The sequence below is a fragment of the Streptomyces panacea genome (genome assembly GCF_040560175.1).
In the GTDB taxonomy this organism is placed as follows: domain Bacteria; phylum Actinomycetota; class Actinomycetes; order Streptomycetales; family Streptomycetaceae; genus Streptomyces; species Streptomyces panacea.
This window is the reverse complement of record NZ_JARJHW010000082.1, coordinates 1-25,024: the sequence shown is the minus strand read 5'-3', so window position 1 is coordinate 25,024 and position 25,024 is coordinate 1. Positions and strand designations below refer to the sequence as shown.

Below are 25,024 nucleotides of genomic sequence, written 5' to 3'. Positions count from 1 at the left end.
CCCCGGATGCTCTGTCGTCCGCCGTTGCCGCCCCCTCCGCCGCCCGCGCACCTGCGCGCCTGGCCCGACCACGAGTCGATGCTCGCCGACCGGGCCCTCGCCATGGGTGAGTTGCGGCGGCGGAGCCTGACCGCGGCGGGGCTGCTGCTGCTCTGGTCGCTCGGGCTCGTCGCGGCGGTCGGATGGCTGCTGGTCAGCCTGGGGCTCGGCCATTTCGAGTACCGGAACGCGGACTACCTGACCGGGCTCGTCGAACTGACACTCGGCATGACCGTCCTGCTCCCCGCCGTGATCGGCACCGGATTCAGCGTCGCCAGGGACCGCGCGCTGCGCGGCAGGCTCGACGCCTGGGCCGAGCTGGGACCGGACCCCGCGAACGACCACCGGCTGCGGGCCGGCGCCCGCGGCGCCGTGTGGCTGGGACTCTCCGCCGTGCTGTGCGTGATCGGGCTGGGGCTGGCCCTGACCGGCGGCGGCCAGTCGGATTCCGCGGGAGTCGGCGAGGCGGCCTATCTCGTGGGAATCGGCGTGATCGCGCTGGTCATCGGTGTGCTCGGGGCGATGCGGGCGGTGGGCCACCAGCGGTGGGCGGAGTACGTACTGAGTCCGGTCCCGCCGCGCGGACGCGGTGGCGCTCACCGCTGAATCCACCGCCGAAACGGTGATTTACGGGGCGCGAGTGGCGCGTGTTGTCCGGATGTGTCCCGAAGTCGTCCCCCGCTCCCTGAGGCCGTTCCTACGCCGATCGTTCTATCCTGGGTGGAACGCATGCGCCATTTCATGGGGTGAAGGGGCGGCGGATGAACTGGCTGTGGTGGATTTTCGTCTTCTTCATGGTCGGTGGCTTCAGCTGGGTCGCCGACACGGGCCGGAGCGCGCTGCGCACCCGGCACGAGCGAAGAGTGGAGCGCATCAAGCTCGTCGAGGGCGGCCGGCTCGCCCTGGAGGAGTCACACAAGCCGCCGGAGCCCGTCTGCGGGTGTGCACACCATCTCGCGAAGCACGACAGGCAGGGCAAGTGCCACGAGAACGTCGAGGTGGCGACGGCCTGGGACGAGAACAAGAAACCGAAGCGGTACGAGCTGGCGCAGTGCAACTGCCAGCAGTACGTCGGCCCGCAACCTCTCTCGCAGATCTACGCCGACGACATCACCGACCTGGACGCCCGGATCCTGGACGCCCAGCTGCAAGCCTCCCGGCCGGAGCCGAAGGAGCCGAAGGAATCGGCGGCCACGGAATCGGCGGCCACGGAGCCGGACGCCACGGAGCAGCAGAAGGAGCCGGGGGCCAAGGACCAGGGCTGAGCGGGGGCCGCCGGGGGGTCCGGCCGGTGTGCCCTCAGCCGGCCGGCCGCCCGAGCAGCATCGTCGGCGCGCCCGCGACCCGGGTGAGGAAGACGGTGGCCGAATTCCGTCCCTGGAGTTTCATCTTCCGCCGCAGCTCCTCCGGTTCGACCGGCGAGCCGCGCTTCTTGACCGTCAGGATGCCGACCTCGCGCTCCCGGAGCAGGGCCTTGAGCCGCTTGAGGTTGAACGGCAGCTCGTCCGTGATCTCGTACGCCGTCGCGTACGGCGTGGGGCGCAGCTCGTCCGCCGTGATGTACGCGATCGTCTCGTCGATCAGTCCGCCGTCCAGCTCGTCGGCGGCCTCGGCGACCAGATGGGCGCGGATGACGGCGCCGTCCGGCTCGTACAGATAGCGGCCGACCTTCCTGACCCGGGGGTTCGGCAGGCCCCGGCCGGTGAGGGTGATGCCCGCGGGGAGCAGCGTGGCGCGCCGGGCGCCGGGCGTGACGGGGCCGGCGTCTCCCGCACCGTTCGCGTCGTGCCAGAGCACCGCCTCCTTGACGTCGCCGCCGTCGGAGATCCACTCGGCCTCGAAGTCGTCGGGGACCAGCTCGTGCGGGATGCCCGGCGCGATCTTGATGCCGCCGGTGCCGACCGTACGCACCGCCTCGATCGCCCAGGACAGCGGCGGTGAGTACGCCTCCGGGTCGAAGATCCGCCCTCGGCCGCCGCGCCTCGCCGGGTCGATGAACAGGGCGTCCGGGGCGGGCGCGGCGAGCAGGTCGTACGTCATGACGTCCGTGCACACGACGGTCGGTGGCGGGGCGTCAGGCGCCAGCTCAGGGATGTTGTGGGCGGCGATCTCGCAGGTCGCGGGGTCCCGGTCGACCGCGGTGACGGCGAACCCCGCGCGGGCCAGCTCGATCGCGTCACCGCCGACGCCGCAGCACAGGTCCGTGATCCGCGCGGGACCGGCGCCCGGCAGGCCGATGTCCCGGAACCGGCCGGCCCGGTGCGCGGCGACCGAGGTGCGGGTGGCCTGTTCGACGCCGTGCGGCGTGAAGTACATGCGGTACGCGTCCCGTTCGCCGAACTTCGCGACCGCCCGCTGCCGCAGCCGGGCCTGCGCGAGGGCCGACGAGACCAGCTCGGCGGGATGGTCGCGGCGCAGCCGGGTCGCCAGCGCCAGCTCCTGGGCCGGGTCGTGGTCGCGGAGGGCGGCGAGCAGGGCCTGGCCCTCGTCGGAGAGCAGGGGGGCGAGCGGCGAGGGGGAGTCGGTCACCGGGCCATTGTGGGCCAGCCGGGGGACCGTCATCGCTTCCCGGCGGTGTCGGCCGGGCGCGTGGGCCGGGCGCTGACAGGATGCGGCGCCATGCAACTAGTAAGACAAAAGGAAGAAAAGGTCGCAGAGCCCCGGCGAAGACACCCGGGCGGACGGGCGCGCGCGGTCGTCGCCGTACTCCTGATCGCCGCACTCGGTTCCGCCTGCGCGGCGGAGCCCGACGACCGGGGCGGCGGTCGCACCGGTCACAGCGGGGACGGCGGTGGCGGTGGCGGCGGACCGGTGGAGTCCGCTCCGGAGAAGCCGGGCCGGGCCGGCCCCGGAGCGGGTGCCGACGCGGCCAAGAAGGCCGACGCCGCCGCTGCCGCCGCCGCTGCCGTCAAGGCCCAGACGCTCCGCGCAGTGGCCGCCAAGAAGTGGAAGCTCGCCAAGACCCCGCTCGCCGCGCCCGCGCCGCCCGTCGTGAAGCCGCGCATCACCACCCGCAAGGGCTTCGAGGTGACGGGCGGCGCGACCCTGCCGCCGGTCTTCACCACCGTCCCGACCAAGGAGAAGATCGTCTTCCTGACGATCGACGACGGGGCCGAGAAGGACCCCGAACTGCTGCGCATGATGGACGAGTTGAAGATCCCGTACAGCGCCTTCCTCAGTGACTACGTCATCAGCGACAACTACGCCTACTTCAAGAAGATGCAGGCGCGCGGCGTCTCCCTGCACAACCACACCCTCACCCACCCCTACCTCCCCGGGCTCTCCTACGAGGAGCAGAAGCGGGAGATCTGCGGGCAGCAGGACAAGATCAGGAAGCAGTACGGGAAGCGGCCCGAACTCTTCCGGCCGCCGTACGGCAACTACAACGCCGGCACCCTGCGCGCCGCCAAGTCCTGCGGTGTCAAGGCGGTTCCGCTGTGGTCGTCCGAGGCGTTCCCCGACCACATGGAGTGGCGCGAGTGGGACCGGGACCTGCATCCCGGCGACATCGTCCTCACGCACTTCCGGGGGGACGAGGACTGGAAGGGCTCGATGCCCGACATGATCCGGTACGTCATGAAGAAGGTCACCGACAAGGGTTACGCGGTGGCGAAGCTGGAGGACTACGTCTAGGGCCTGCCTGTTCCGGGTCCGGTCGGGTCGGGTCGGACCAGGCCGGGCCGGCTCCGCCGACGCCCCCGTACAGCGCGCGGGGGCGTCACGCTCGCTCAGGGATCGGTCGGTCGGCGCACGGCAACGGCGAGCGCCGGAGGTACTCGGGAGCGCCGGATCACGCTGCCGCGCGCGGGCTCGATTGGCACTCAGCTTGACCGAGTGCTAATCGCGGTCATAGTGTCAGGCCTGGCACTCCCCACTGGAGAGTGCCAATGCGTGACAGGACCGGTCCGGCACCCGCGACGACGGATCGAGCCCGGTCACGCCACCCAGACAGTTAACCCCGTGAGATCTCCGAAGGGGGAGGTCGGATCGTGACGACCGCCAGCTCCAAGGTTGCCATCAAGCCGCTCGAGGACCGCATTGTGGTCCAGCCGCTCGACGCAGAGCAGACCACGGCCTCTGGCCTGGTTATTCCGGACACTGCGAAGGAGAAGCCCCAGGAGGGCGTCGTCCTGGCAGTCGGTCCGGGTCGCTTCGAGAACGGCGAGCGGCTTCCGCTCGACGTTTCCGTCGGCGACGTTGTTCTGTACAGCAAGTACGGCGGCACTGAGGTGAAGTACAGCGGCGAGGAATACCTCGTCCTCTCGGCTCGCGACGTGCTCGCGATCATCGAGAAGTAATTTCCACAGTCTGCTGTGAACTGCGCCCCTGGCCCCCGCATCGCCGGGTGGTCCGGGGCGTAGTTCGTTGTTCGTTCGAGAGGACAAGAGAAAGCTCCCATGGCGAAGATCCTGAAGTTCGACGAGGACGCCCGTCGCGCCCTTGAGCGCGGCGTCAACAAGCTTGCCGACACGGTGAAGGTGACGATCGGCCCCAAGGGCCGCAACGTCGTCATCGACAAGAAGTTCGGCGCCCCGACCATCACCAACGACGGTGTCACGATCGCCCGCGAGGTCGAGCTCGACGACCCGTACGAGAACCTCGGCGCCCAGCTCGTGAAGGAGGTGGCGACCAAGACCAACGACATCGCGGGTGACGGCACCACCACCGCCACCGTGCTGGCGCAGGCGCTGGTCCGCGAGGGCCTGCGCAACGTCGCCGCCGGCGCCTCCCCGGCCGCCCTGAAGAAGGGCATCGACGCCGCCGTCGCCGCCATCTCCAAGGAACTCCTGGACACCGCCCGCCCGATCGACGACAAGTCGGACATCGCGGCCGTGGCCGGGCTCTCCGCCCAGGACCCGCAGGTCGGCGAGCTCATCGCCGAGGCGATGGACAAGGTCGGCAAGGACGGTGTCATCACCGTCGAGGAGTCCAACACCTTCGGCATGGAGCTGGAGTTCACCGAGGGCATGGCCTTCGACAAGGGCTACCTCTCGCCGTACATGGTGACCGACCAGGAGCGTATGGAGGCCGTCCTCGACGACCCGTACATCCTGATCAACCAGGGCAAGATCGCCTCCATCCAGGACATGCTCCCGCTGCTGGAGAAGGTCATCCAGGCGGGTGGCTCCCGGCCGCTGCTGATCATCGCCGAGGACGTCGAGGGCGAGGCGCTCTCCACCCTCGTCGTCAACAAGATCCGTGGCACGTTCAACGCCGTCGCGGTGAAGGCCCCCGGCTTCGGTGACCGCCGCAAGGCCATGCTCGGCGACATCGCCACCCTCACGGGCGCGACCGTCATCGCCGAAGAGGTCGGCCTCAAGCTGGACCAGGCCGGTCTCGACGTACTGGGCACCGCCCGCCGCGTCACCGTCTCCAAGGACGACACGACGATCGTCGACGGCGGTGGCGACAGCGCCGAGGTCGTCGGCCGCGTCAACCAGATCAAGGCCGAGATCGAGTCCACGGACTCCGACTGGGACCGCGAGAAGCTCCAGGAGCGCCTCGCGAAGCTGGCCGGCGGCGTGTGCGTGATCCGTGTCGGCGCCGCCACCGAGGTGGAGCTGAAGGAGAAGAAGCACCGTCTGGAGGACGCCATCTCCGCGACCCGCGCCGCGGTCGAGGAGGGCATCGTCTCCGGTGGTGGCTCCGCCCTGGTGCATGCCGCCAAGGTGCTGGAGGACGGCCTGGGCAAGACGGGCGACGAGGCCACCGGTGTCGCGGTCGTCCGCCGCGCCGTGGTCGAGCCGCTGCGCTGGATCGCCGAGAACGCCGGTCTCGAGGGCTACGTCATCACCGCGAAGGTCGCCGAGCTCGACAAGGGTCACGGCTTCAACGCCTCGACCGGCGAGTACGTCGACCTGGTGAAGTCCGGCGTCATCGACCCGGTCAAGGTCACCCGCTCCGCGCTGGAGAACGCCGCTTCCATCGCCGCGCTGCTCCTCACGACCGAGACCCTGGTCGTCGAGAAGCCCGCCGAGGAAGAGGCCGACGCCGGTCACGGCGGCCACGGTCACAGCCACTGAGGCCGTAGCTCCGTAGGCCCTGGGGCCGCAGACACGCGCCGAGGCCCGGCGCCCCTTCGGGGGTGCCGGGCCTCGGCGCGTTCTCGTCGGCGTTACGCGGAGTGCGGCAGCGCCGACGGGTGTACGGGATCCGCGAACGGCAGCCCCTTCGCGTACCGCTCCACCTCGTCCAGCGCCTGATCGGCCATCCGGTGGATCTCGCCCCCCAGCGAACCCGCGACATGCGGGGTCAGCAGCACGTTCGGCAGGTCGTACAACGGTGAGTCCGGCGGCGGCAGTTCGGGATCGGTCACGTCCAGCACCGCGTCCAGCCGCCCGGAGACCAGGTGCGGCAGCAGCGCGTTCTCGTCGACGAGCGAGCCGCGCGCGGTGTTGACGAGCGTCGCCCCGTCCGGCATCGCCGCCAGTTGGGCGGCGCCGATCATCTGGCGGGTGGCCGGGACCTGCGGCGCGTGGACCGACACCACCTGGGAGCGCGCGCACAGTTCGTCCAGCGGCACCGGCTCGACGCCGAGCGCCGCGGCTTCGGTGGCGTCCACGTACGGGTCGTACAGCATGACGTGGAGGTCGAACGGCCGCAGCAGTTCGATCACCCGGCGGCCGATCCGGGACGCGCCGACGATGCCGACCGTACGGCGGTAGTTGCCCGCCCGGCCCAACTCCTGGTGCCAGTCGTGCCGGGCCCGCACCTCCTGGTAGCGGTGCGCCGAGCCGAGCACCCGCTTGCCCGCGAAGAGGATCGCGGCCAGCGTGTACTCGGCGACGGGCACGGCGTTGGCCGCCGCCGCCGAGGTGACCGTGATGCCCCGCTCCCAACAGGCGTCCGTGATGTGGTGCTTGACGGTGCCGGCGGCGTGCACGACCGCGCGCAGCCGGGGTGCGGCGGCCAGTACCCCGGCGGTGAGCGGGGGCGCGCCCCAGCAGGTGATCAGCAGTTCGGCGTCCGCGAGCGCGGCGGCGACGGCCGGGTCGCTGCCGGGGCCCGTCAGGGTGTGCGCGACGAGATTCGGATCGGTGCGTACGAGGCCGGTCAGCCGGGCGAGATGAGCTGGGGCGAACAGCCGTTCCGCGATGCCCGGACTCATCGAGAGCAGCGCGGACGGCCGATTGTCAGTGGCGTCGTGCATGGTGGAAGTCGGTCTCCTCGTGGTCTTCGCAGGCGGTGGCCGTGATACTTCGATCCGTGGTGAGCGAAGTCAAGAGCGAAAGATTGATTGATCGAAAGATGATCGAACGGGGGCGTGTCCGGTGTCTCTAGCGTGTCCGGGGAGCCGGCGGGCCGCACGAGGCGCGGACGCGGAGGCTCGGCAGCAGGTCCAGATGGACGCGGGGCTCCGCCTCGGCGCCGGGCGCCGTCAGCCGCTCCACCAGCAGTTCCGCCGCGCGCCGCCCCACCGCGCGCTTCGGCGGCGCGACGGCGGTCAGCGGGGTGTCGGCGAGCGCGGCGACCTCGTCGTCGTACGTGATCAGCGCGAGGTCGCCCGGCACCCGTACGTCCAGCTCGGCCAGGCGCCGCACCATCCGGGTCGCGTCCTCGTCGTTGTGCATGAGCGCCGCGGTCGCCCGCCCGCCCCGGACGGCGGCGGCCAGCCCTCGCGCCGCCTGCTCGAAGAGCGCGGGATGCCGCTCGGCCGACGACGAGTCGAGCACGGGCAGCGGCGCCCGCAGCCCCATGGCGTCCAGCGCCCGGATGTATCCCGCGCGCACGGCCATCGACGTCGGACTGTCGGCCCTGGCGACCAGCAGGGGCGTCCCGTGCCCGAGCGCCACGAGGTGCCGTAGGGCCAGCAGCACCCCGTGCCCGTGGTCGGAACGGACCCGGTCCAGCTCGTCCAGCGGCCCGCCGGGCACACCGAGCCGCTCGACGAGCACGGTGGGGACCGGCAGCCCGGCGACCCGGTCCCCGTACCGCGCGGGATGGTCCGGCGCCGTCCAGCTGGGGGCGACCAGCAGTCCCTCGGCGCCGGCGGCGAGCAGGCCGGCCGCGTGCGAGGCGTCGTCCTCGGGCCGGTGGTCGGAGACCCGCAGGATCAGCCGCGCGCCGAGCCGCGCCGCCGCCTCGTGCGCCCCGCGGATCACCTCGGCGAAGTAGTACGCGGCGGCCGGCGCCAGCATCCCGATGACCGGACTCCCGCTCCCGGGCGCGGTCCCGGCGGGCCCCTGCCCGCGCGGCCACGACACGGACCCGTGCGCCCGGTCGAGCAACCCCCGGGCGGCCAGGGCCTCCGCGTCCCGCCGCGCGGTGACGGGCGCGACGCCCAGCTGTTCGGCGAGGTCCGACACTCGTACGGTGCCGCGCTCGCGCACCAGATCGAGCAGCCGGTCATGACGTTCGGCGGCACCTTCGCGCACGGTGGGAGTCCTCCGGAGGGTGATGAAGGGGATGGCCCGGTAGGAGGACTCTAGTGCGGCGTGATCGAACGACCGAAGGTTTCGATCATTCGATCGCCCTCATGAGTGCTCAGCCGTTCGGATCACCCGCTACTGAGGGCCGTACTTCCGCCCCGTCTTGGACGTGATCCCGCCCAGCAGGCCCCGCGGGGCGAGCTTCACCCCCGCCATCAGCGCCTTGTAACGCGGATCCGGCACCGACACCGTCTTGCCCCGGGCCAGATCGGACAGGGCCGCCGTCACCAGCTTGTCGGCGTCCAGCCACATCCAGTTGGGGATGTTGTCCGTCCCCATACCCGCCCGGTCGTGGAACTCCGTCCGCGTGAAGCCGGGGCACAGCGCCATCAGCCGCACCCCCGTTCCGGTCAGGTCCCGTGCGACCCCCTGGGTGAACTGCACCACCCACGCCTTCGACGCTCCGTACGTCCCGCGCGGCACGAACGCCGCCACCGACGACACGTTCACCACCCCGCCGCGCCCGCGCTCCTTCATCCCGGTGACGGCGGCCGACGTCAGCCTCAGCACCGCCTCGCAGTGCACCTTCAGCATCGTCAGTTCGTCGGCCATCGAGACGTCGAGGAACCGGCCCTTGTTCCCGAATCCCGCGTTGTTGACCAGCAGATCGATGGGGTGCGTCCGGTCACCGAGACGCTTCTCGACCGCCTCGATGCCCTCGTCCGTGGCGAGGTCGGCGGTCAGCACCTCCGCCTCGATGCCGTGCAGGTCGTGGAGTTCGGTGGCCTGGCGGTGAAGGCGCTCGGTGTCGCGGGCCACCAGCACCAGGTTGTGGCCGCTTCCCACACCGACGGACTGGGAGGTCCCGCCCGCCGCCAGCCGCCGCGCGAACGCGGCGCCGATCCCCGCTGTCGCGCCCGTAATCAAAGCAGTCGTCATATGCGGCACGTTAGACGGTCGCGCGCCGGGCGCGAGCCCCCGTCCGGCCACCGGAAGCAGCTACCGGGCCCCGGCGTTCTCGGCGCTGTCCGTCCGGCCGCCGACGGCGCCGCTCCCGTACTTCGCCACGTACTCCCTCGCGGTCCTCAACTCCTCGACGTGCAGGGCCTCTCCGGCCGCCAGCACCCGCGGCAGCAGCTCGCGCTCCGTCGTCACGGCCCGGAAGGCGAGAGCCACCGTCACCTCGTGGTCGGGCCGGTGCACGATCTCGATCGGGTCGCCCGCGCGGATCCGACCGGGTGTCAGAACCCTGAAGTACGCCCCGGTGACGCCCTGTTGGGTGAAGCGCCGGACCCAGCCCTTCTCGCCGAGCCAGCCGCCGAACGTACGGCACGGAATCCGGCCGCTGGTCGCCTCCAGCACCAGATCCGGACCCACCCGCCAACGCTCCCCGATCTTCGTTCCGTTCAGGTCGAGACCGGACGTCGTCAAGTTCTCGCCGAAGCTGCCGTTGGCCAGGGGACGGCCCAACTCCCGCTCCCAGAAGTCCAGATCCTCGCGTGCGTACACATACACGGCCTGGTCGCTGCCGCCGTGATGGCGCAGATCACACACCGAGTCCCCGGCCAGACCGCTGGCGCCGACGCCCTTCGGGCCGGGATCGCTCACGGCGACCGGACCGTCCACCGGACGCTTGTCGATTCCGGTGGCGCCGCCGGGCGCGTCCGAGTACTCGACGGTCTTGGGCCGCCCCACATTCACGGTCAGAAGCTTCATGACGGGCACGCTAGCCCCCGGCGCACGCCCGCGCCTCTCAAATGGTTGACCCCGAATTTCTTCCTGCCCCCAAGCGCCCCTTATGTTTGAGGGGTGATCGAAGCCCGCCATCTCCGTGTCCTGCGCGCCGTCGCCGCCACCGGCTCGTTCTCCGCCGCGGCGCGGGAGCTGGGATGCACCCAGCCGGCCGTCAGTCAGCAGATGAAGGTCCTCGAAGCCTCGGTCGGTACGACCCTGCTGATCAGGACCAGCCGCGCGATGCGGCTCACGGAGGCCGGCGAGGCGCTCGTCCGGCACGCGACGGGCATCCTGTCGGGGCTCACGGCCGCCGAGGAGGAGGTCGCGGCCATCGCGGGCCTGCGCGCCGGGCGGGTCCGGCTGGTCTCGTTCCCCAGTGGCAGCTCCACGCTGGTCCCCGCCGCACTGGCCGCCCTGCGCGCCGCCCACCCGGGCACCCGCGTCTCGCTGGTCGACGCCGAACCGCCGCGCTCCGTCGAGATGCTGCGTGACGGCGACTGCGACGTGGCGCTGGCCTTCCGCTACGACTCCACCGGCGGCGCCGAGGAGTGGGACGACCTCGTCGTACGGCCACTGCTCACCGACCGGCTGGTGGGGCTGCTCCCCGAGGGGCACCGGCTGGCCGGCGCCGGGGCCGTCTCCATCGCGGACCTCGCCGACGAGTCCTGGATCGCGGGCTGCCCGCGCTGCCGTCACCAACTGGTGGACGCCTGCGAGAAGGCGGGCTTCACCCCACGTATCGACTTCGCGACGGACGACTACCCGGCGGTCATCGGTCTGGTCGGGGCCGGGCTGGGGGTCGCGTTCCTGCCGGAGCTGGCCATGGAGTCGGTGCTGCCGAAGGCCGCTCGTACGGTCACCGTCGAGCCCGCCGTCCGGCGCGAGATCGTCGCGCTCACGCTGCCCGATCTGGCGCGGGTCCCGGCGGTGGCGGCCACGCTCGACCAACTGGAACGGGCCGCGTCGCGCTGACGCCCGCGTAAAGGGACCCGCCGCCCTCCCGCTCTCCCGTCGAAGTCCGTGTCGTGACCGCTCCGACGGGAGCGCGGTGAGCGGCTGAGCGGGTGAGCGCCGTGAGTCCGGCAGGCGCGCGAGGCGCGGGAAACGCAGAGAGTGCAGGAACGTTTCTTCGAATGTTTGTCGCAGGTCAGGCGCGGCCCGGCCCGTTGGCCCCCGAGGTCGCGATCAGCCGGGTGCGCGCGCGCCCCATCAGCTCTTCGCGTTCGTCCTCCGTCAGCCCGCCCCACACGCCGTACGGCTCCCGTACCGCCATCGCGTGCGCCGCGCACTGCGCGCGGACCGGGCATCTCATGCAGACCTCTTTTGCCGAGGTTTCGCGGGCGCTGCGTGCCGCGCCCCTCTCTCCCTCCGGGTGAAAGAACAGCGAGCTGTCGACGCCACGACAGGCCGCGAGGAGCTGCCAGTCCCACAGATCTGCGTTCGGTCCGGGAAGGCGGGAGAAATCTGCCATTGCTCTTGTCCCCTTGAATCCGTGGAGGCGGATACGGGCCGCCAGGGCGTGAGATGTGCCCCAGAGCGCCGGGTGCGAGCCCGACGCGTCGACCACATCGTGCTCACGACCGTACATCTCCTGTGTAAGTAGATGTAAATATGACTCATTGGGAATCTAGCCACAGACACCAGTAAAAGGGAAGAAAAAGGCGCTAAATGGGGCATGGCTCAGAGTGATCGAAGGATCACCTGCGAGGCTCTGCTCTGTGTGCGCCTCCTCACGTAGAGTGCCGAAGGCGATTCCGGACCCGTAACTCTTTCGAGTGACCGTCGTTGAGTGGTCGAGGCGGTTGAAGGAAGAAGCGATCGGGCACATGTCCGATGGCGTCAATCGCACAGGTGACCACATGTACTCAGCCTGGAGGCTCAAGGTGACGCGCATCAGCTGCGGAGGACGGCCATGACATCCGTCCTCGTCTGCGACGACTCCCCGCTTGCCCGAGAGGCGCTGCGCCGCGCGGTTGCGACCGTGCCCGGCGTCGAACGAGTGACGACCGCGGCCAACGGTGAGGAAGTTCTCCGCCGCTGGGGCGCCGACCGCTCGGACCTGATTCTGATGGACGTACGCATGCCCGGTCTGGGCGGCGTCGAGACCGTCCGCCGGCTGCTGTCCGCCGATCCGGGCGCCCGGATCATCATGCTCACGGTCGCCGAGGATCTGGACGGTGTCGCACTCGCGGTCGCCGCCGGTGCCCGCGGCTATCTGCACAAGGACGCGTCCCGCGCGGAGTTGCGCGCGACGGTCACCCAGGCCCTCGCCGACCCGACGTGGCGGCTCGCCCCGCGCCGGCTCAGGTCGGCCGAGATGGGCGCCGCCCCCACGCTCACCGCGCGGGAGATCCAGGTGCTCGAAGGCATGAGCCACGGCCGGTCGAACGCGGAGATCGGGCGTGAGCTGTTCCTCTCGGAGGACACGGTCAAGACGCACGCCCGGCGTCTGTTCAAAAAGCTCGGAGCCTCGGACCGCGCCCATGCCGTGGCCCTCGGATTCCGCTGGGGTCTCGTCCGTTAGACCCTGGTCGGGGCCGTACGGGCAGCTCGTCCGGACAGCCGCCGGAACCCCGTCCGCCGTGCGGTGGACGGGGCGGCGGAGAGGGTCGTCGGTGCCCGTACGCCACAGTTTCCCGCCCGATGCCGCATCCTTGAGTTGTGGAGTTCCTCGGGGACGAGTCGGGCGAGCGGAAGGGGAGGGCGCAGGAGATGAGTTCCGGCGCACCTGCTCATAACGCTTCGGTGCACAACTACGAACGCGGTGCCACGGATCAGCAGCCGCCGAGGCACCATGGTCCGATGCGCGAGGACGAGACCACGGTGATCGGTGCGCTCGTTCACCGTGCCGTCGACGGGGACGGGCAGGCGACGCACGATCTCCTGGCCCATGTGCATCCCCTCGCGCTGCGCTACTGCCGCACCCGGCTGAACCGACTGCCGGGTGACGCCCGCCACTTCGTGGAGGACCTCGCGCAGGAGGTCTGCGTCGCCGTCCTGATGGCGCTGCCGCGCTACAAGGACACCGGCAGGCCCTTCGAAGCCTTCGTCTTCGCCATCGCCGCGCACAAGGTCGCCGATCTCCAGCGGGCCGCCATGCGGCACCCGGGCTCGACGGCGGTGCCCTCGGACGAGATGCCCGAGCGGCCCGACGACTCCCTCGGCCCGGAGGAGCGCGCGCTGCTCAGCAGCGACGCCGAGTGGGCCAAGAAGCTCCTCGCCAACCTCCCGGACAACCAGCGCGAGCTGCTGGTGCTGCGGGTCGCCGTGGGGCTGACCGCCGAGGAGACCGGCCAGATGCTGGGGATGTCGCCCGGCGCCGTACGGGTCGCGCAGCACCGCGCGCTCAGCAGACTGCGCGCGCTGGCCGAGCAGTAACCGGGGAGCGGCCGAGCGGCGGCCGGGCACAGAGCGGCGCGGGAGCGTGGAATTCGACGCCCCCGCTTCCCGTTAGCATGGGCATCCGCACCGATCAAGGCCATTGGGGAAGGTGTCATGACTGCATACGTCGACGGAGTGCCCGAGAAGTTCGCGACGCTCGGGCTGACATACGACGACGTGCTGCTGCTGCCCGGCGCTTCGGAAGTCCTGCCGAACCAGGTGGACACCACGTCCCTGGTCTCCCGGAACGTCAGGGTGAATCTCCCCCTGCTCTCCGCCGCGATGGACAAGGTCACCGAGGCCCGCATGGCGATCGCCATGGCACGGCAGGGTGGCGTCGGCGTGTTGCACCGCAATCTCTCCATCGCCGACCAGGCCAACCAGGTCGACCTCGTGAAGCGCTCCGAGTCCGGCATGGTCACCGACCCGATCACCGTCCGCCCCGACGCGACACTCGGCGAGGCGGACGAACTCTGCGCCAAGTTCCGGATCAGCGGCGTCCCGGTCACCGACGCCGGGGGCAAGCTCCTGGGCATCGTCACCAACCGTGACATGGCCTTCGAGTCGGACCGCGCACGCCAGGTGCGCGAGGTCATGACCCCGATGCCGCTCGTCACCGGCAAGGTCGGCATCTCCGGCGTGGACGCCATGGAGCTGCTGCGCCGCCACAAGATCGAGAAGCTGCCGCTCGTCGACGACAAGGGCACCCTCAAGGGCCTCATCACGGTCAAGGACTTCGTCAAGGCCGAGAAGTACCCGAACGCGGCCAAGGACGGCGAGGGCAGGCTGCTCGTCGGCGCCGCCGTCGGCGCCAGCCCCGAGGCGCTGGAGCGGTCCCAGGCGCTGGTCGCGGCCGGGGTGGACTTCCTGGTCGTGGACACCTCGCACGGTCACAACAGCAACGCGCTGAGCTGGATGTCCAAGATCAAGTCGAGCGTCCCGGTGGACGTCATCGGCGGGAACGTGGCCACCCGCGACGGCGCCCAGGCGCTGATCGACGCGGGCGTGGACGGGGTGAAGGTCGGCGTCGGGCCCGGCTCGATCTGTACGACGCGTGTCGTCGCCGGCATCGGCGTCCCCCAGGTCACCGCGATCTACGAGGCCGCGGTGGTCTGCCAGGCGGCGGGCGTCCCGGTCATCGGTGACGGCGGCCTCCAGTACTCGGGCGACATCGGCAAGGCGCTCGCGGCCGGCGCGTCCACGGTGATGCTCGGCAGCCTGCTCGCGGGCTGTGAGGAGTCGCCGGGTGAGCTCCAGTTCATCAACGGCAAGCAGTTCAAGTCGTACCGCGGGATGGGATCGCTCGGCGCGATGCAGTCGCGCGGCCAGGGCCGTTCGTACTCGAAGGACCGCTACTTCCAGGGCGAGGTGTCCGCGGACGACAAGCTGGTCCCCGAGGGCATCGAGGGCCAGGTGCCCTACCGGGGCCCCCTGAGCGCCGTACTGCACCAGCTCATCGGCGGCCTGCGGCAGACCATGGGATATGTGGGAGCGGCCTCCATCGACGAGATGGAGCGCAAGGGCCGGTTCGTCCGGATCACCGCGGCCGGGCTCAAGGAGAGCCACCCGCACGACATCCAGATGACGGTCGAGGCGCCGAACTACACCGGTCGCTGACGACCCGCTCTTCGGTGAGGGGCGGTCCCGTTCATCTCGGGACCGCCCCTCACCGGTGTGCCGGGCCGGGTCGGGGATACTGAAGCCGCAGACGTAGAGGAAAGGCCACACATCGTGACTGAGATCGAGATCGGCCGCGGCAAGCGCGGACGCCGGGCGTACGCCTTCGACGACATCGCCGTTGTCCCCAGCCGGCGCACCCGCGACCCGAAGGAGGTCTCGATCGCCTGGCAGATCGACGCCTACCGCTTCGAGCTGCCGTTCCTGGCCGCCCCCATGGACTCCGTGGTCTCGCCGAGCACGGCGATCCGCATCGGTGAGCTGGGCGGTCTCGGCGTACTCAACCTCGAAGGTCTGTGGACCCGTTACGAGGACCCGCAGCCGCTGCTGGACGAGATCGCCGAGCTGGACGAGGCGACCGCCAACCGCAGGCTCCAGGAGATCTACTCCGCGCCGATCCAGGAAGAGCTGATCGGCCGGCGCATCAAGGAGGTGCGCGACTCGGGCGTGGTCACGGCCGCCGCGCTCTCGCCGCAGCGCACCGCGCAGTTCTCCAAGGCCGTTGTGGACGCCGGGGTGGACATCTTCGTCATCAGGGGGACGACGGTCTCCGCCGAGCACGTCTCGGGCGCTGCCGAGCCGCTGAACCTGAAGCAGTTCATCTACGAGCTGGACGTCCCGGTCATCGTCGGCGGCTGCGCCACGTACACCGCGTCGCTGCACCTGATGCGCACCGGCGCGGCCGGTGTGCTGGTGGGCTTCGGCGGCGGGGCCGCGCACACCACCCGTAACGTGCTGGGCATCCAGGTGCCGATGGCGACGGCGGTCGCGGACGTGGCCGCCGCCCGGCGCGACTACATGGACGAGTCCGGCGGCCGGTACGTGCACGTGATCGCCGACGGTGGCGTGGGCTGGTCCGGCGACCTGCCCAAGGCCGTGGCGTGCGGGGCCGACGCGGTGATGATGGGCTCCCCGCTGGCGCGGGCGAACGACGCGCCGGGCAAGGGGCACCACTGGGGTATGGAGGCCGTCCACGAGGACGTGCCGCGTGGCAAGTTGGTGGACCTGGGCATCGTCGGGACGACCGAGGAGGTCCTGACCGGCCCCTCGCACAGCCCGGACGGGTCGATGAACTTCTTCGGCGCGCTCAAGAGGGCGATGGCGACGACCGGCTACAGCGAGCTGAAGGAGTTCCAGCGCGTCGAGGTGACGGTCGCGGACTCGCAGCACAGCCGCTGACCGCTACCGCGTGTGGTGATCGGCGGGTGGCCCGGACCGTACGCGGTCCGGGCCGTTTCGCGGTCGGTAGAGTGCGCGGGTGGTGAACCAACGCGAGCGGATCCTCGCTGAACTCGGCGTCAAGACGACCATCGTGCCCAAGGTCGAGATCCGGCGACGGGTCGACTTCCTGAAGGACTATCTGCGCTCCACCCCCGCCAAGGGCTATGTGCTCGGGATCAGCGGCGGCCAGGACAGCACGCTGGCCGGCAGACTGTGCCAGCTGGCGAGTGAGGAACTGCGCGCGGAGGGGCACGAGTGTGTCTTCGTCGCGGTGCGACTGCCCTACGGCGTACAGGCCGACGAGGACGACGCGCGGATCGCGCTGGAGTTCATCCGGCCCGACCGGTCGATCGAGGTGAACGTCAAGCCGAGCGCGGACGCCGTCGGCGCCGAGTCGGCCCTCGGGCTGCGGGAGCTGCTGGGCGACGAGCCCCGGCTGCGGGATTTCGTACGCGGCAACATAAAGGCCCGCGAGCGCATGGTGATCCAGTACTCGATCGCCGGGCAGCTGGGGCTGCTCGTCGTGGGGACCGACCACGCGGCGGAGGCGGTGACCGGCTTCTTCACCAAGTACGGCGACGGCGGTGTGGACATCACCCCGCTTACCGGGCTGACGAAGCGTCAGGGAGCAGCTCTGCTGGGGGAGTTGGGCGCACCGGCGAGTGTCTGGGAGAAGGTGCCGACCGCCGACCTGGAGGACGACCGGCCCGCGCTGCCCGACGAGGAGGCCCTGGGGCTCACGTACGCCGAGCTCGACGACTACCTGGAGGGCGTCGACGTCACGCCGGATCTGGCGGCGAAGGTGGAGTCGGTGTATCGCGCGACCCGGCACAAGCGGGCCGTACCGGTCACGCCGCTCGACGACTGGTGGCGGGGCTGATCGCGCGCCGGTCACGCTGATCGCGCGCGGCAGGTGCGCCGCACGCGATCAGGCGAGAGGCGTCAGGCCTTCTTGGCGCCCGAGAACGCCGCGAACGCGGCGAGGGCGAGGAAGAGGAACGTCATCACGTCCTTGCTCGCGTTCCACACATCGGTCAGCAGGCTGAAGTTGTCGAACAGCATCTCCGTCACCGGTACACCGAACTCCTCGGCCGCGATGATCGCGATGCCGAAGATCTGCCCCAGGTACACCGCTGCCAGCGCGAGTACGGCGCTGACCACGCCGAGGATCGGGTTGCGGCCGCCGACCTTGCCCGCGACCAGACCGATGACGAAGCCGACGCCGATCGCGGCGAAGTTGATCTCGCTCTCGATGGCACCGGCGATGCCGCCGTAGATCGCGGCGGCGGCGATGGCGGTGCCCGCGGCGGCGGCCAGACCGAGGCCCAGGGCGTCGCGGACCGGCGGGGCCGGCGCGAAGGGGTTGCCGGGGCCCCCGGCGAACGGGTTTCCGGAGCCGGGCGGCACGGGGCCGCCGGGGCCGTTGGCGAACGGGTTTCCGGGCGGTGGAACGGACTGGCTCATGTGAAGGATCCCCCAAGGAATGCCCGCACCTTTGTGCGAGCGCCCTGGACCATAGCAGTCCGGTACGACACCGTCGTAGGCAATTGCCGGACCGCGGAGGGCTGGTGGGCCGCCGCGTCAGAGCCGGTACGCCGCGCCCGCCGGGCTCGCGCCTCTGGTGTCGAGCAGCAACTGGGCCTTCACGGCGAGACCTTGGAGGTCGTACGTACGGTGGTGCTGGAGCAGCACCGTCAGATCGGCGTGCGCCGCGGCCTCGTAAAGAGAGTCGGCGCGCGGCACCGGCAGATCGCGTACACGCCAGTCGGGGACGTGCGGATCGTGGTAGCTGACGGTCGCGCCCAGGTCCATCAAGCGGCAGGCGATCTCGGTGGCCGGTGAGCCCTCCTGGTCGGCGTGGTCCTGCTTGTAGGTGACGCCGAGCAGCAGGACGCGGGCGCCGCGCGCGGACTTGCCGTGCTCGTTGAGGAGCGTGGCGGAGCGCTGGATCACGTACTGCGGCATACGCGTGTTGATCTCCTGGGCGAGGCCGACCATCCGCAGCGGGTGGCCGGGGGTGCGGCCCGCGTGCGGGAGGTAGCTGGGGTCCATGGGGACGCCGTGGCCGCCCACTCCGGGGCCGGGGCGGAAGGCCTGGAAGCCGAACGGCTTGGTCTCGGCGCACCGGATGACGTCCCAGAGGTCGACTCCGAGGTCGTGGCAGAGCACGGCCATCTCGTTGACCAGGGCGATGTTGACGTGCCGGAAGTTGGTTTCGAGGAGCTTGACGGTCTCGGCCTCGCGCGGCCCGCGCGCGCGGACCACCTTGTCGGTGAGGCGTCCGTAGAAGGCGGCCGCCGATTCGGTGCAGGCGGGGGTGAGTCCGCCGATCACCTTGGGGGTGTTGGTGAGGCCGTGGGTGCGGCGGCCGGGGTCGAGGCGGCCGGGGGAGTACGCCAGGTGGAAGTCGCGTCCGGCGCGCAGGCCCGAGCCCTCTTCGAGGATGGTGCGCAGGAATCCCTCCGTGGTGCCGGGGCCCGCCGGTGATTCGAGCAGCACGGTGGTGTGCGGGCGCAGCCGGGCGGCCAGGGCGCGGGCGGCCTCGCCGACAGCGGTGAGGTCGAGGGTGCGGTCGGGGCCCAGCGGGGTGGGCGCGCAGATGACGGCGGTACGGACCCGGCCCAGCTCGGTCGGATTGGTGGTGGGCCGGAAGCCGCCGGAGAGCATGCGCCGGACGTCGGAGGCGGTGAGCGAGCCGTCGACGGGGGTGCGGCCCGCGGCCAGTTCGGCCACGGGCCGTGGATCGGAGTCGTAGCCGATGGTCTCGATGCCGGCGGCCACGGCGGCCTGGGCGAGGGGCAGGCCGAGATGGCCGAGTCCGATGACGGCGAGGTCTGCGGGCATGTGGGCCGTCCTTTCCCATAACCGGAGGGGACAGAGGGCGCAACCCGTGTGGACAGAACGAGCAAGCGCAATGTCAGACTAGGCGTAAATATGACCGATATGCGTCATTACATGGCCGGACATGGAGTGACATGTCTGCGGATTTAACAGGCCCGATCCGATCTTCAAGTGGTGTTGTCCACAGGCGGTGGCTGAAGTCGGTGAGTGCGGACAGAATCGAAGTGCCAGAACAACACGGGGGCGACGGGAGGCAGCGGTGAGGACAGCGACACTGGGACCGGAGGAGCGCGCCACGGCTCTGGCGGAGATGGCCGAGCGTGAACTGGACGTGTTGGTCGTGGGCGCGGGCGTGGTCGGCGCCGGCACCGCGCTCGACGCGGTGACACGCGGACTCTCGACGGGGCTCGTGGAGGCCCGCGACTGGGCCTCCGGCACATCGAGCCGGTCGAGCAAGCTGATCCACGGCGGGCTGCGCTATCTGGAGATGCTCGACTTCGGGCTTGTCAGGGAGGCGCTCAAGGAGCGCGGACTGCTGCTGGAGCGGCTGGCACCGCATCTGGTGAAGCCGGTGCCGTTCCTCTACCCGTTGCAGCACAAGGGCTGGGAGCGGCTCTACGCCGGATCGGGCGTCGCGCTGTACGACGCGATGTCGTTCTCGTCAGGCCACGGCCGGGGCCTGCCGACGCATCGGCATCTCTCCCGCCGCAACGCGTTGCGCGTGGCCCCGGCGCTCAAGAAGGACGCCCTGGTCGGCGCCTTGCAGTACTACGACGCGCAGATGGACGACGCGCGCTACGTGGCCACGCTGGTGCGTACGGCCGCGAGCTACGGCGCGCACGTCGCCAGCAGGGCCCGTGTGGTCGGCTTCCTGCGCGAGGGCGAGCGGGTCGTCGGGGCCCGCGTGCGGGACGTGGACGGCGCCGGGGAGTACGAGATCCGGGCGAAGCAGATCGTCAACGCGACGGGGGTGTGGACGGACGACACCCAGGCGTTGATCGGCGAGCGCGGACAGTTCCACGTCCGGGCCTCGAAGGGCATCCACCTGGTCGTCCCCAAGGACCGCATCCACTCCTCGACCGGGCTGATCCTGCGGACCGAGAAGTCGGTGCTCTTCGTCATCCCGTGGGGCAGGCACTGGATCGTGGGCACCACCGACACCGACTGGGACCTCGACAAGGCGCATCCGGCGGCCTCCAGCGCGGACATCGACTATCTCCTCGAACACGTCAACTCGGTCCTCGCCGTACCGCTGACGCGTGACGACGTGGAGGGGGTGTACGCGGGGCTGCGCCCGCTGCTGGCGGGCGAGTCCGACGCGACGAGCAAGCTGTCGCGCGAGCACACGGTGGCGCACCCGGTGCCGGGCATGGTCGTCGTGGCCGGCGGCAAGTACACGACGTACCGGGTCATGGCCAAGGATGCGGTGGACGAGGCGGTGCACGGTCTCGACCAGCGGGTGGCGGGCTGCGTGACGGAGGACACCCCGCTGCTCGGCGCCGAGGGCTACCGCGCCCTGTGGAACGCGCGGGCGGGCATAGCCGCGCGGACCGGACTCCATGTGGTCCGGGTGGAGCATCTGCTCAACCGCTACGGGGCGATGGTCGAGGAGCTGCTGGAGCTGATCGCGGCCGACCCCGGACTCGGCGAGCCGCTGGGCGCCGCCGAGGACTATCTGCGCGCCGAGGTCGTGTACGCGGCGTCGCACGAGGGGGCACGCCATCTCGACGACGTCCTGACGAGGCGGACGCGCATCTCGATCGAGACGTTCGACCGGGGGACGCGCAGCGCGCGCGAGTGCGCGGAGCTGATGGCGCCGGTGCTCGGCTGGGACAAGGACCAGATCGAGAAGGAGGTCGAGCACTACCGCAAGCGGGTGGAGGCGGAGCGCGAGTCGCAGCGCCAGCCGGACGACCTGACGGCGGACGCGGCGAGGCTCGGGGCGCCGGACATCGTGCCGCTGTAGGGCCTGCGGCGGGGCGGCGGCGGGGGCGGCCGGGAGGTTTCGGCGGGAGGGTCCCACCGAGAGATCCGCCGAGACACGGGACCGCTGCGCCGGGGCTTTTGGGGTGAGTTGAGGCGGGTGGGGCGCCCGGTGCGATCCTTTACGGGATTGTTCCGGGCGCGCCTGTTCGAGCCCCGAACAGGGTCATGACCAGCGGCGCTATCCACCCGGCCCCGTCCAACGGCCCCGCGCCGGAGTCCGCTTGGGCCTTCGTACCGGCGGATGGCGGACCCGGGAGCATCGCATGCCCCGGAGTGAGGGACAATGGAGGCTCTGTCAGGGCGCGTTACTGCGCCGCGCGCGGGCAGGCGCCAGGCGCGGGACATGAGGGATCGCAGAGGGGACGCATGGCGGAGGCGGAGCAGTCGCGGGACACGGCGCGGGACCCCGAGAACGACACGGACGGCACGGAGCGGGCAGTCGACGCGAGCCCTGAGGGGCGTCTTCTCGCCGGACGGTACCGGCTCGGTGCGGTGCTCGGCCGCGGCGGGATGGGCACGGTCTGGCGGGCCGTCGACGAGACGCTGGGTCGCACGGTCGCCGTCAAGGAGCTGCGCTTTCCCACCAGCATCGACGAGGACGAGAAGCGCCGCCTGATCACGCGCACGCTGCGCGAGGCCAAGGCGATCGCCCGCATCCGTAACAACGGGGCGGTCACGGTCTACGACGTCGTCGACGAGGACGACCGGCCGTGGATCGTCATGGAGCTCATCGAGGGCAAGTCCCTCGCCGAGGTCGTGCGCGAGGACGGGATCCTGACCCCGAGGCGCGCCGCCGAGGTCGGGCTCGCGGTCCTCGACGTGCTGCGCTCGGCGCACCGCGAGGGCATCCTGCACCGCGACGTGAAGCCGTCCAACGTGCTGATCGCCGAGGACGGCCGCGTCGTCCTCACCGACTTCGGCATCGCACAGGTGGAGGGCGACCCGTCGGTCACCTCGACCGGCATGCTCGTCGGCGCGCCCTCGTACATCTCTCCGGAGCGCGCCCGCGGCAAGAAGCCCGGCCCCGCCGCCGACCTCTGGTCGCTGGGCGGACTGATCTACGCGTCGGTGGAGGGCTGCCCTCCGTACGACAAGGGCTCGGCCATCGCGACCCTCACCGCCGTCATGACCGAACCGCTCGACCCGCCGAAGAACGCGGGCGCGCTGGAGGAGGTCATCTACGGCCTGCTGGCCAAGGACCCGGCGCTGCGGCTCGACGACGCGGGCGCGCGGGCGCTGCTCCAGGACGTCATCGACACCCCCGACCCCTCGGAGCTGCCCGAACCGGCGGCCGACGCGACCCGGGTCGTGGCGCTGCCGCCGCTTCCCCCGGAGCCCGAGGCCCGCGCCAAGGGCAGGACCAAGGAAGCCGCCGCGAGCGGAGGCGTCTCCGGTAAGACCGGGCCGAAGCCGGGCAAGGCGGTGGGCGCCGGCGCCGGCGCGGGAGCCGTGGGCACGGTCACCGCCGCGTCGCCGTCCGCACCCGCGGCCACACCGGACGGGGGCACCGCACGGACCACGGCCACGCGGGCGTCGCTCACCGATGTCGTCCCGCGCCGTACGTTGATGATCATCGCGGGGGTCGTCGTGCTGGCGATCCTCGCCGTCGTCCTGGCGGTCGCCCTCAACGGTGACTCGGACGGCGCGGCCAAGGGCGACGCGGGCAAGGACGACACCGCCGCGTCGGCCGGGGCCACGGCGGGTGGCGACGCCAAGGACGGCTCAGGCGGCACGGCGGGCCAGGACAAGCAGCAGGATTCGGCCAAGGACAGCAAGGACAGTAAGGACAGCGGCGGCGCCAACGCGACCGACGGCTCGTCGTCCGACGGCGAACCGGGCACGGACAACTCGGGACCCGGTTCCGGCGACTCGGACTCCGGCCGCGGTTCCGGCGGCAAGGGCCTGCCCGACGACTTCAAGACGGTCACGGACAAGCAGTTCCGCTTCTCCATGGCGATGCCAGACGACTTCAGGCGCACCGATATCGCCGGACAGAGTTCGGGCGGCATCTACAACGAGGACGGTGGATTCCCCCGTATCCAGGTGGACTTCAACGCCAAGCCGACCAACGACGCGAAGCGCGCCTGGGACCAGCTCGAAGCCCAGATAAAGAACAGCATGGGCAACTACAAGGGCCTCGGTATCAAGTCCGTGGAATTCAACGGGTATCCGACCGTGGCCGACTGGGGATTCGAACGCGATCAGAGCGGCGAGCGGGTGCGGGTGCTGAACCGAGGCTTCAAGGTCGACGCCACCCACGGCTACGCGATCATGATCACCTGCAAGGCCGACGAGTGGGACGACGACGAGTGCCGGACGCTCCGTGAGACGGCGTACAGCACTTTCAAGCCGACGGACTGACGTCGGGGCACCGGAGACGCCCTCGGCGCGAACGTGTCGCGATGGCGTGAACTCGCGGGCGGTACGACCCGTTCCGGTGATTGATGCGACTGTCTGTGAAAGCGGCCCGCATCATGACCGGAACGGGGCGGTGGCCGGTAGGCGCACGGCCTGCCGGTGCGTACGGGCCCAGGTTGCCGGGAAGGTTAAGAGCTGTGTTGCGGTGACCGGCGGCATATTTGAGTGCGGCCACGTATCGTGAGAAGTCGCGGACCGTACGCAGTCACAATGGGCCGGTAAACGACCGGAATTGGCGGTTTCGCGAGGTCTCCGAGGATCCGGAGACCCAGGGACAGCGCGCGTGTGGGAGGCGTCGTGGACGACTACGCGGGACGGGTACTCGCCGACCGCTACCGCCTGCCCCTGCCTCCGTCCGACGAGTTCGATCTCGTCGAGACGCGTGCGTTCGACACGTACAGCGGGCAGGAAGTCCTCGTCAGGCAAGTGCCGTTGCCGGAGGTCGTGGACGCCGAGATGGTCGACCCGGACGGCGCCGCGACCACGCGGCGGGTCTCCGGCCGTACGACACGCAGGCCCACGGACCCGGCGGTTCGGCGCGCCATCGAGGCCGCCCAGAGCGCCGCCCAGATCCCCGACCACCCGCGGCTCGACCAGGTCTTCGACGTCTTCGCCGAGGGCGGGTCGCTGTGGATAGTGAGTGAACTGGTCGCGGCCAGGCCGCTGGCCGCCCTCCTCGCGGAGAAGCCGCTCAACCCCTACCGCGCGGCCGAGATCGCCTCGGACGTGCTCACCGCCGTACGGGTGCTGCACGCCCACGGCTGGACCCACCGCAACATCACCATCCGCACGGTGCTCGTCTGCGACGACGGACGCGTGGTGCTCACCGGCCTCGCGGCCGGCGCGGCCGAGGAGGCGCTCTGCGGCTACATGCCGGTGCCCGCGACGCCCGAGGGAGGCGGATTCGAGGCCGGTTACCGTCCCGCCGGAGAGATCCCCGGGCCCGTTCCCGGCATCGGACACGAGCCCGGCCCCGAGCCGGGCCCGGGCATCGGTGACGGTGTGGAGACATCGGGCGTGCCGATCGGCGGCCCGGGTGCCACGGGCATCCACGGTGGCCGGACAGGCGCCCCGGAGGCGCTGCCCCCGGGGACCGGCGCGCTGGGTGTGCCGGTCGGACCGGCGTCGCCGGGCCGTGCGGCGCTGGAGACGGCCCGCTCGGCCGACGGGACGTACGGCGACGGGACGTACGGTGACCGGTCGTACGGCGACGGCACCTACGGCGAGCGGTCTTACGGCGAAGTCCCTTACGGGACGGACGCGTTCGGCCGACCCACGGGTGACACCGGGACCGGCACCGAAGGTGGCCAGGACGACCCGGACACCTCGGGTGGTACGGGAGCGGCCCCCGTCGTCCC

General features: G+C 71.0%; 21 protein-coding genes and 1 pseudogene. 14 read left to right on the top strand and 8 right to left on the bottom strand.

The window, feature by feature from the left end; translation table 11 throughout:
- Positions 1 to 6: 6 nt before the first annotated feature.
- Positions 7 to 645, top strand: a complete 639-nt coding sequence (locus tag P3L51_RS20225) for a hypothetical protein (RefSeq protein ID WP_354606667.1) — start codon at positions 7 to 9, stop codon at positions 643 to 645.
- Between the two features lie 155 nt (positions 646 to 800).
- Positions 801 to 1,157, top strand: a pseudogene (locus P3L51_RS20220) (hypothetical protein); the annotation flags it as partial.
- A gap of 181 nt (positions 1,158 to 1,338) precedes the next feature.
- On the opposite strand, the gene P3L51_RS20215 reads toward P3L51_RS20220, so the two are convergent.
- Positions 1,339 to 2,601: a class I SAM-dependent methyltransferase gene (locus P3L51_RS20215; RefSeq protein WP_354606666.1), complete on the bottom strand. Its 1,263-nt coding sequence runs from the start codon at positions 2,599 to 2,601 to the stop codon at positions 1,339 to 1,341.
- Between the two features lie 57 nt (positions 2,602 to 2,658).
- On the opposite strand from P3L51_RS20215, the gene P3L51_RS20210 reads away from it, so the two are divergent.
- From P3L51_RS20210 to groL, 3 genes are all read left to right on the top strand, one after another.
- Positions 2,659 to 3,672 (top strand): polysaccharide deacetylase family protein, encoded by a 1,014-nt coding sequence (locus P3L51_RS20210; protein ID WP_354606665.1) that lies wholly within the window; start codon positions 2,659 to 2,661, stop codon positions 3,670 to 3,672.
- Positions 3,673 to 4,028: 356 nt separating this feature from the next.
- Positions 4,029 to 4,337 carry a co-chaperone GroES gene (gene groES, locus P3L51_RS20205; RefSeq protein WP_185028083.1) on the top strand — a complete coding sequence of 103 codons (309 nt, stop codon included), beginning with the start codon at positions 4,029 to 4,031 and terminating at the stop codon, positions 4,335 to 4,337.
- Between the two features lie 99 nt (positions 4,338 to 4,436).
- The gene (gene groL / locus P3L51_RS20200; protein ID WP_354606664.1) at positions 4,437 to 6,062 is read left to right on the top strand and encodes a chaperonin GroEL; all 1,626 of its coding nucleotides are present in this window, start codon (positions 4,437 to 4,439) and stop codon (positions 6,060 to 6,062) included.
- A 92-nt stretch (positions 6,063 to 6,154) separates the two neighbouring features.
- Here groL and P3L51_RS20195 read toward each other — a convergent pair whose 3' ends face one another.
- The 4 genes from P3L51_RS20195 to P3L51_RS20180 form a co-directional block, all read right to left on the bottom strand.
- The gene (locus P3L51_RS20195; protein ID WP_354606663.1) at positions 6,155 to 7,189 is read right to left on the bottom strand and encodes a hydroxyacid dehydrogenase; all 1,035 of its coding nucleotides are present in this window, start codon (positions 7,187 to 7,189) and stop codon (positions 6,155 to 6,157) included.
- A gap of 127 nt (positions 7,190 to 7,316) precedes the next feature.
- Positions 7,317 to 8,414: a substrate-binding domain-containing protein gene (locus P3L51_RS20190; RefSeq protein WP_354606662.1), complete on the bottom strand. Its 1,098-nt coding sequence runs from the start codon at positions 8,412 to 8,414 to the stop codon at positions 7,317 to 7,319.
- A 129-nt stretch (positions 8,415 to 8,543) separates the two neighbouring features.
- Complete coding sequence (locus P3L51_RS20185) at positions 8,544 to 9,347, bottom strand: SDR family NAD(P)-dependent oxidoreductase (RefSeq protein ID WP_354606661.1); 804 nt, start codon at positions 9,345 to 9,347, stop codon at positions 8,544 to 8,546.
- 60 nt (positions 9,348 to 9,407) lie between these two features.
- Positions 9,408 to 10,124: an MOSC domain-containing protein gene (locus tag P3L51_RS20180; RefSeq protein WP_354606660.1), complete on the bottom strand. Its 717-nt coding sequence runs from the start codon at positions 10,122 to 10,124 to the stop codon at positions 9,408 to 9,410.
- Between the two features lie 93 nt (positions 10,125 to 10,217).
- Here P3L51_RS20180 and P3L51_RS20175 point away from each other — a divergent pair, with 93 nt between their 5' ends.
- Positions 10,218 to 11,114, top strand: coding sequence for a LysR family transcriptional regulator (locus P3L51_RS20175; protein WP_354606659.1), 897 nt, complete (start codon positions 10,218 to 10,220; stop codon positions 11,112 to 11,114).
- Positions 11,115 to 11,289: 175 nt separating this feature from the next.
- On the opposite strand, the gene P3L51_RS20170 is transcribed toward P3L51_RS20175, so the two are convergent.
- Positions 11,290 to 11,613, bottom strand: coding sequence for a WhiB family transcriptional regulator (locus tag P3L51_RS20170; protein ID WP_023539267.1), 324 nt, complete (start codon positions 11,611 to 11,613; stop codon positions 11,290 to 11,292).
- 441 nt (positions 11,614 to 12,054) lie between these two features.
- Between P3L51_RS20170 and P3L51_RS20165 the strand changes: the two genes are divergently transcribed.
- The 5 genes from P3L51_RS20165 to nadE all read left to right on the top strand — a co-directional run bounded on the left by P3L51_RS20165 (position 12,055) and on the right by nadE (position 17,301).
- Entirely contained in the window at positions 12,055 to 12,666 is a 612-nt protein-coding gene (locus P3L51_RS20165; RefSeq protein WP_003948568.1) for a response regulator transcription factor, read from the top strand.
- A gap of 278 nt (positions 12,667 to 12,944) precedes the next feature.
- Complete coding sequence (locus tag P3L51_RS20160; RefSeq protein ID WP_354606658.1) at positions 12,945 to 13,520, top strand: sigma-70 family RNA polymerase sigma factor; 576 nt, start codon at positions 12,945 to 12,947, stop codon at positions 13,518 to 13,520.
- Positions 13,521 to 13,637: 117 nt separating this feature from the next.
- Positions 13,638 to 15,140, top strand: coding sequence for an IMP dehydrogenase (gene guaB / locus P3L51_RS20155; RefSeq protein ID WP_354606657.1), 1,503 nt, complete (start codon positions 13,638 to 13,640; stop codon positions 15,138 to 15,140).
- A 114-nt stretch (positions 15,141 to 15,254) separates the two neighbouring features.
- Entirely contained in the window at positions 15,255 to 16,379 is a 1,125-nt protein-coding gene (locus tag P3L51_RS20150) for a GuaB3 family IMP dehydrogenase-related protein (protein ID WP_354606656.1), read from the top strand.
- Positions 16,380 to 16,458: 79 nt separating this feature from the next.
- Entirely contained in the window at positions 16,459 to 17,301 is an 843-nt protein-coding gene (nadE, locus tag P3L51_RS20145; RefSeq protein ID WP_354606655.1) for an NAD(+) synthase, read from the top strand.
- A gap of 62 nt (positions 17,302 to 17,363) precedes the next feature.
- Here the strand turns inward: nadE and P3L51_RS20140 are convergent, their stop codons facing one another.
- Positions 17,364 to 17,885 (bottom strand): hypothetical protein, encoded by a 522-nt coding sequence (locus P3L51_RS20140; protein WP_354606654.1) that lies wholly within the window; start codon positions 17,883 to 17,885, stop codon positions 17,364 to 17,366.
- A gap of 117 nt (positions 17,886 to 18,002) precedes the next feature.
- Positions 18,003 to 19,265: a nucleotide sugar dehydrogenase gene (locus P3L51_RS20135; RefSeq protein WP_354606653.1), complete on the bottom strand. Its 1,263-nt coding sequence runs from the start codon at positions 19,263 to 19,265 to the stop codon at positions 18,003 to 18,005.
- A gap of 256 nt (positions 19,266 to 19,521) precedes the next feature.
- On the opposite strand from P3L51_RS20135, the gene P3L51_RS20130 reads away from it, so the two are divergent.
- The 3 genes from P3L51_RS20130 to P3L51_RS20120 all read left to right on the top strand — a co-directional run.
- Positions 19,522 to 21,228: a glycerol-3-phosphate dehydrogenase/oxidase gene (locus P3L51_RS20130; protein WP_354606652.1), complete on the top strand. Its 1,707-nt coding sequence runs from the start codon at positions 19,522 to 19,524 to the stop codon at positions 21,226 to 21,228.
- A gap of 386 nt (positions 21,229 to 21,614) precedes the next feature.
- On the top strand, positions 21,615 to 23,609 hold the full coding sequence (locus P3L51_RS20125) for a serine/threonine-protein kinase (RefSeq protein ID WP_354606651.1): 1,995 nt from the start codon (positions 21,615 to 21,617) through the stop codon (positions 23,607 to 23,609).
- A gap of 354 nt (positions 23,610 to 23,963) precedes the next feature.
- Positions 23,964 to 25,024, top strand: a 1,061-nt coding sequence (locus P3L51_RS20120) for a protein kinase (protein WP_354606650.1), incomplete at its 3' end; no start/stop codon positions are given.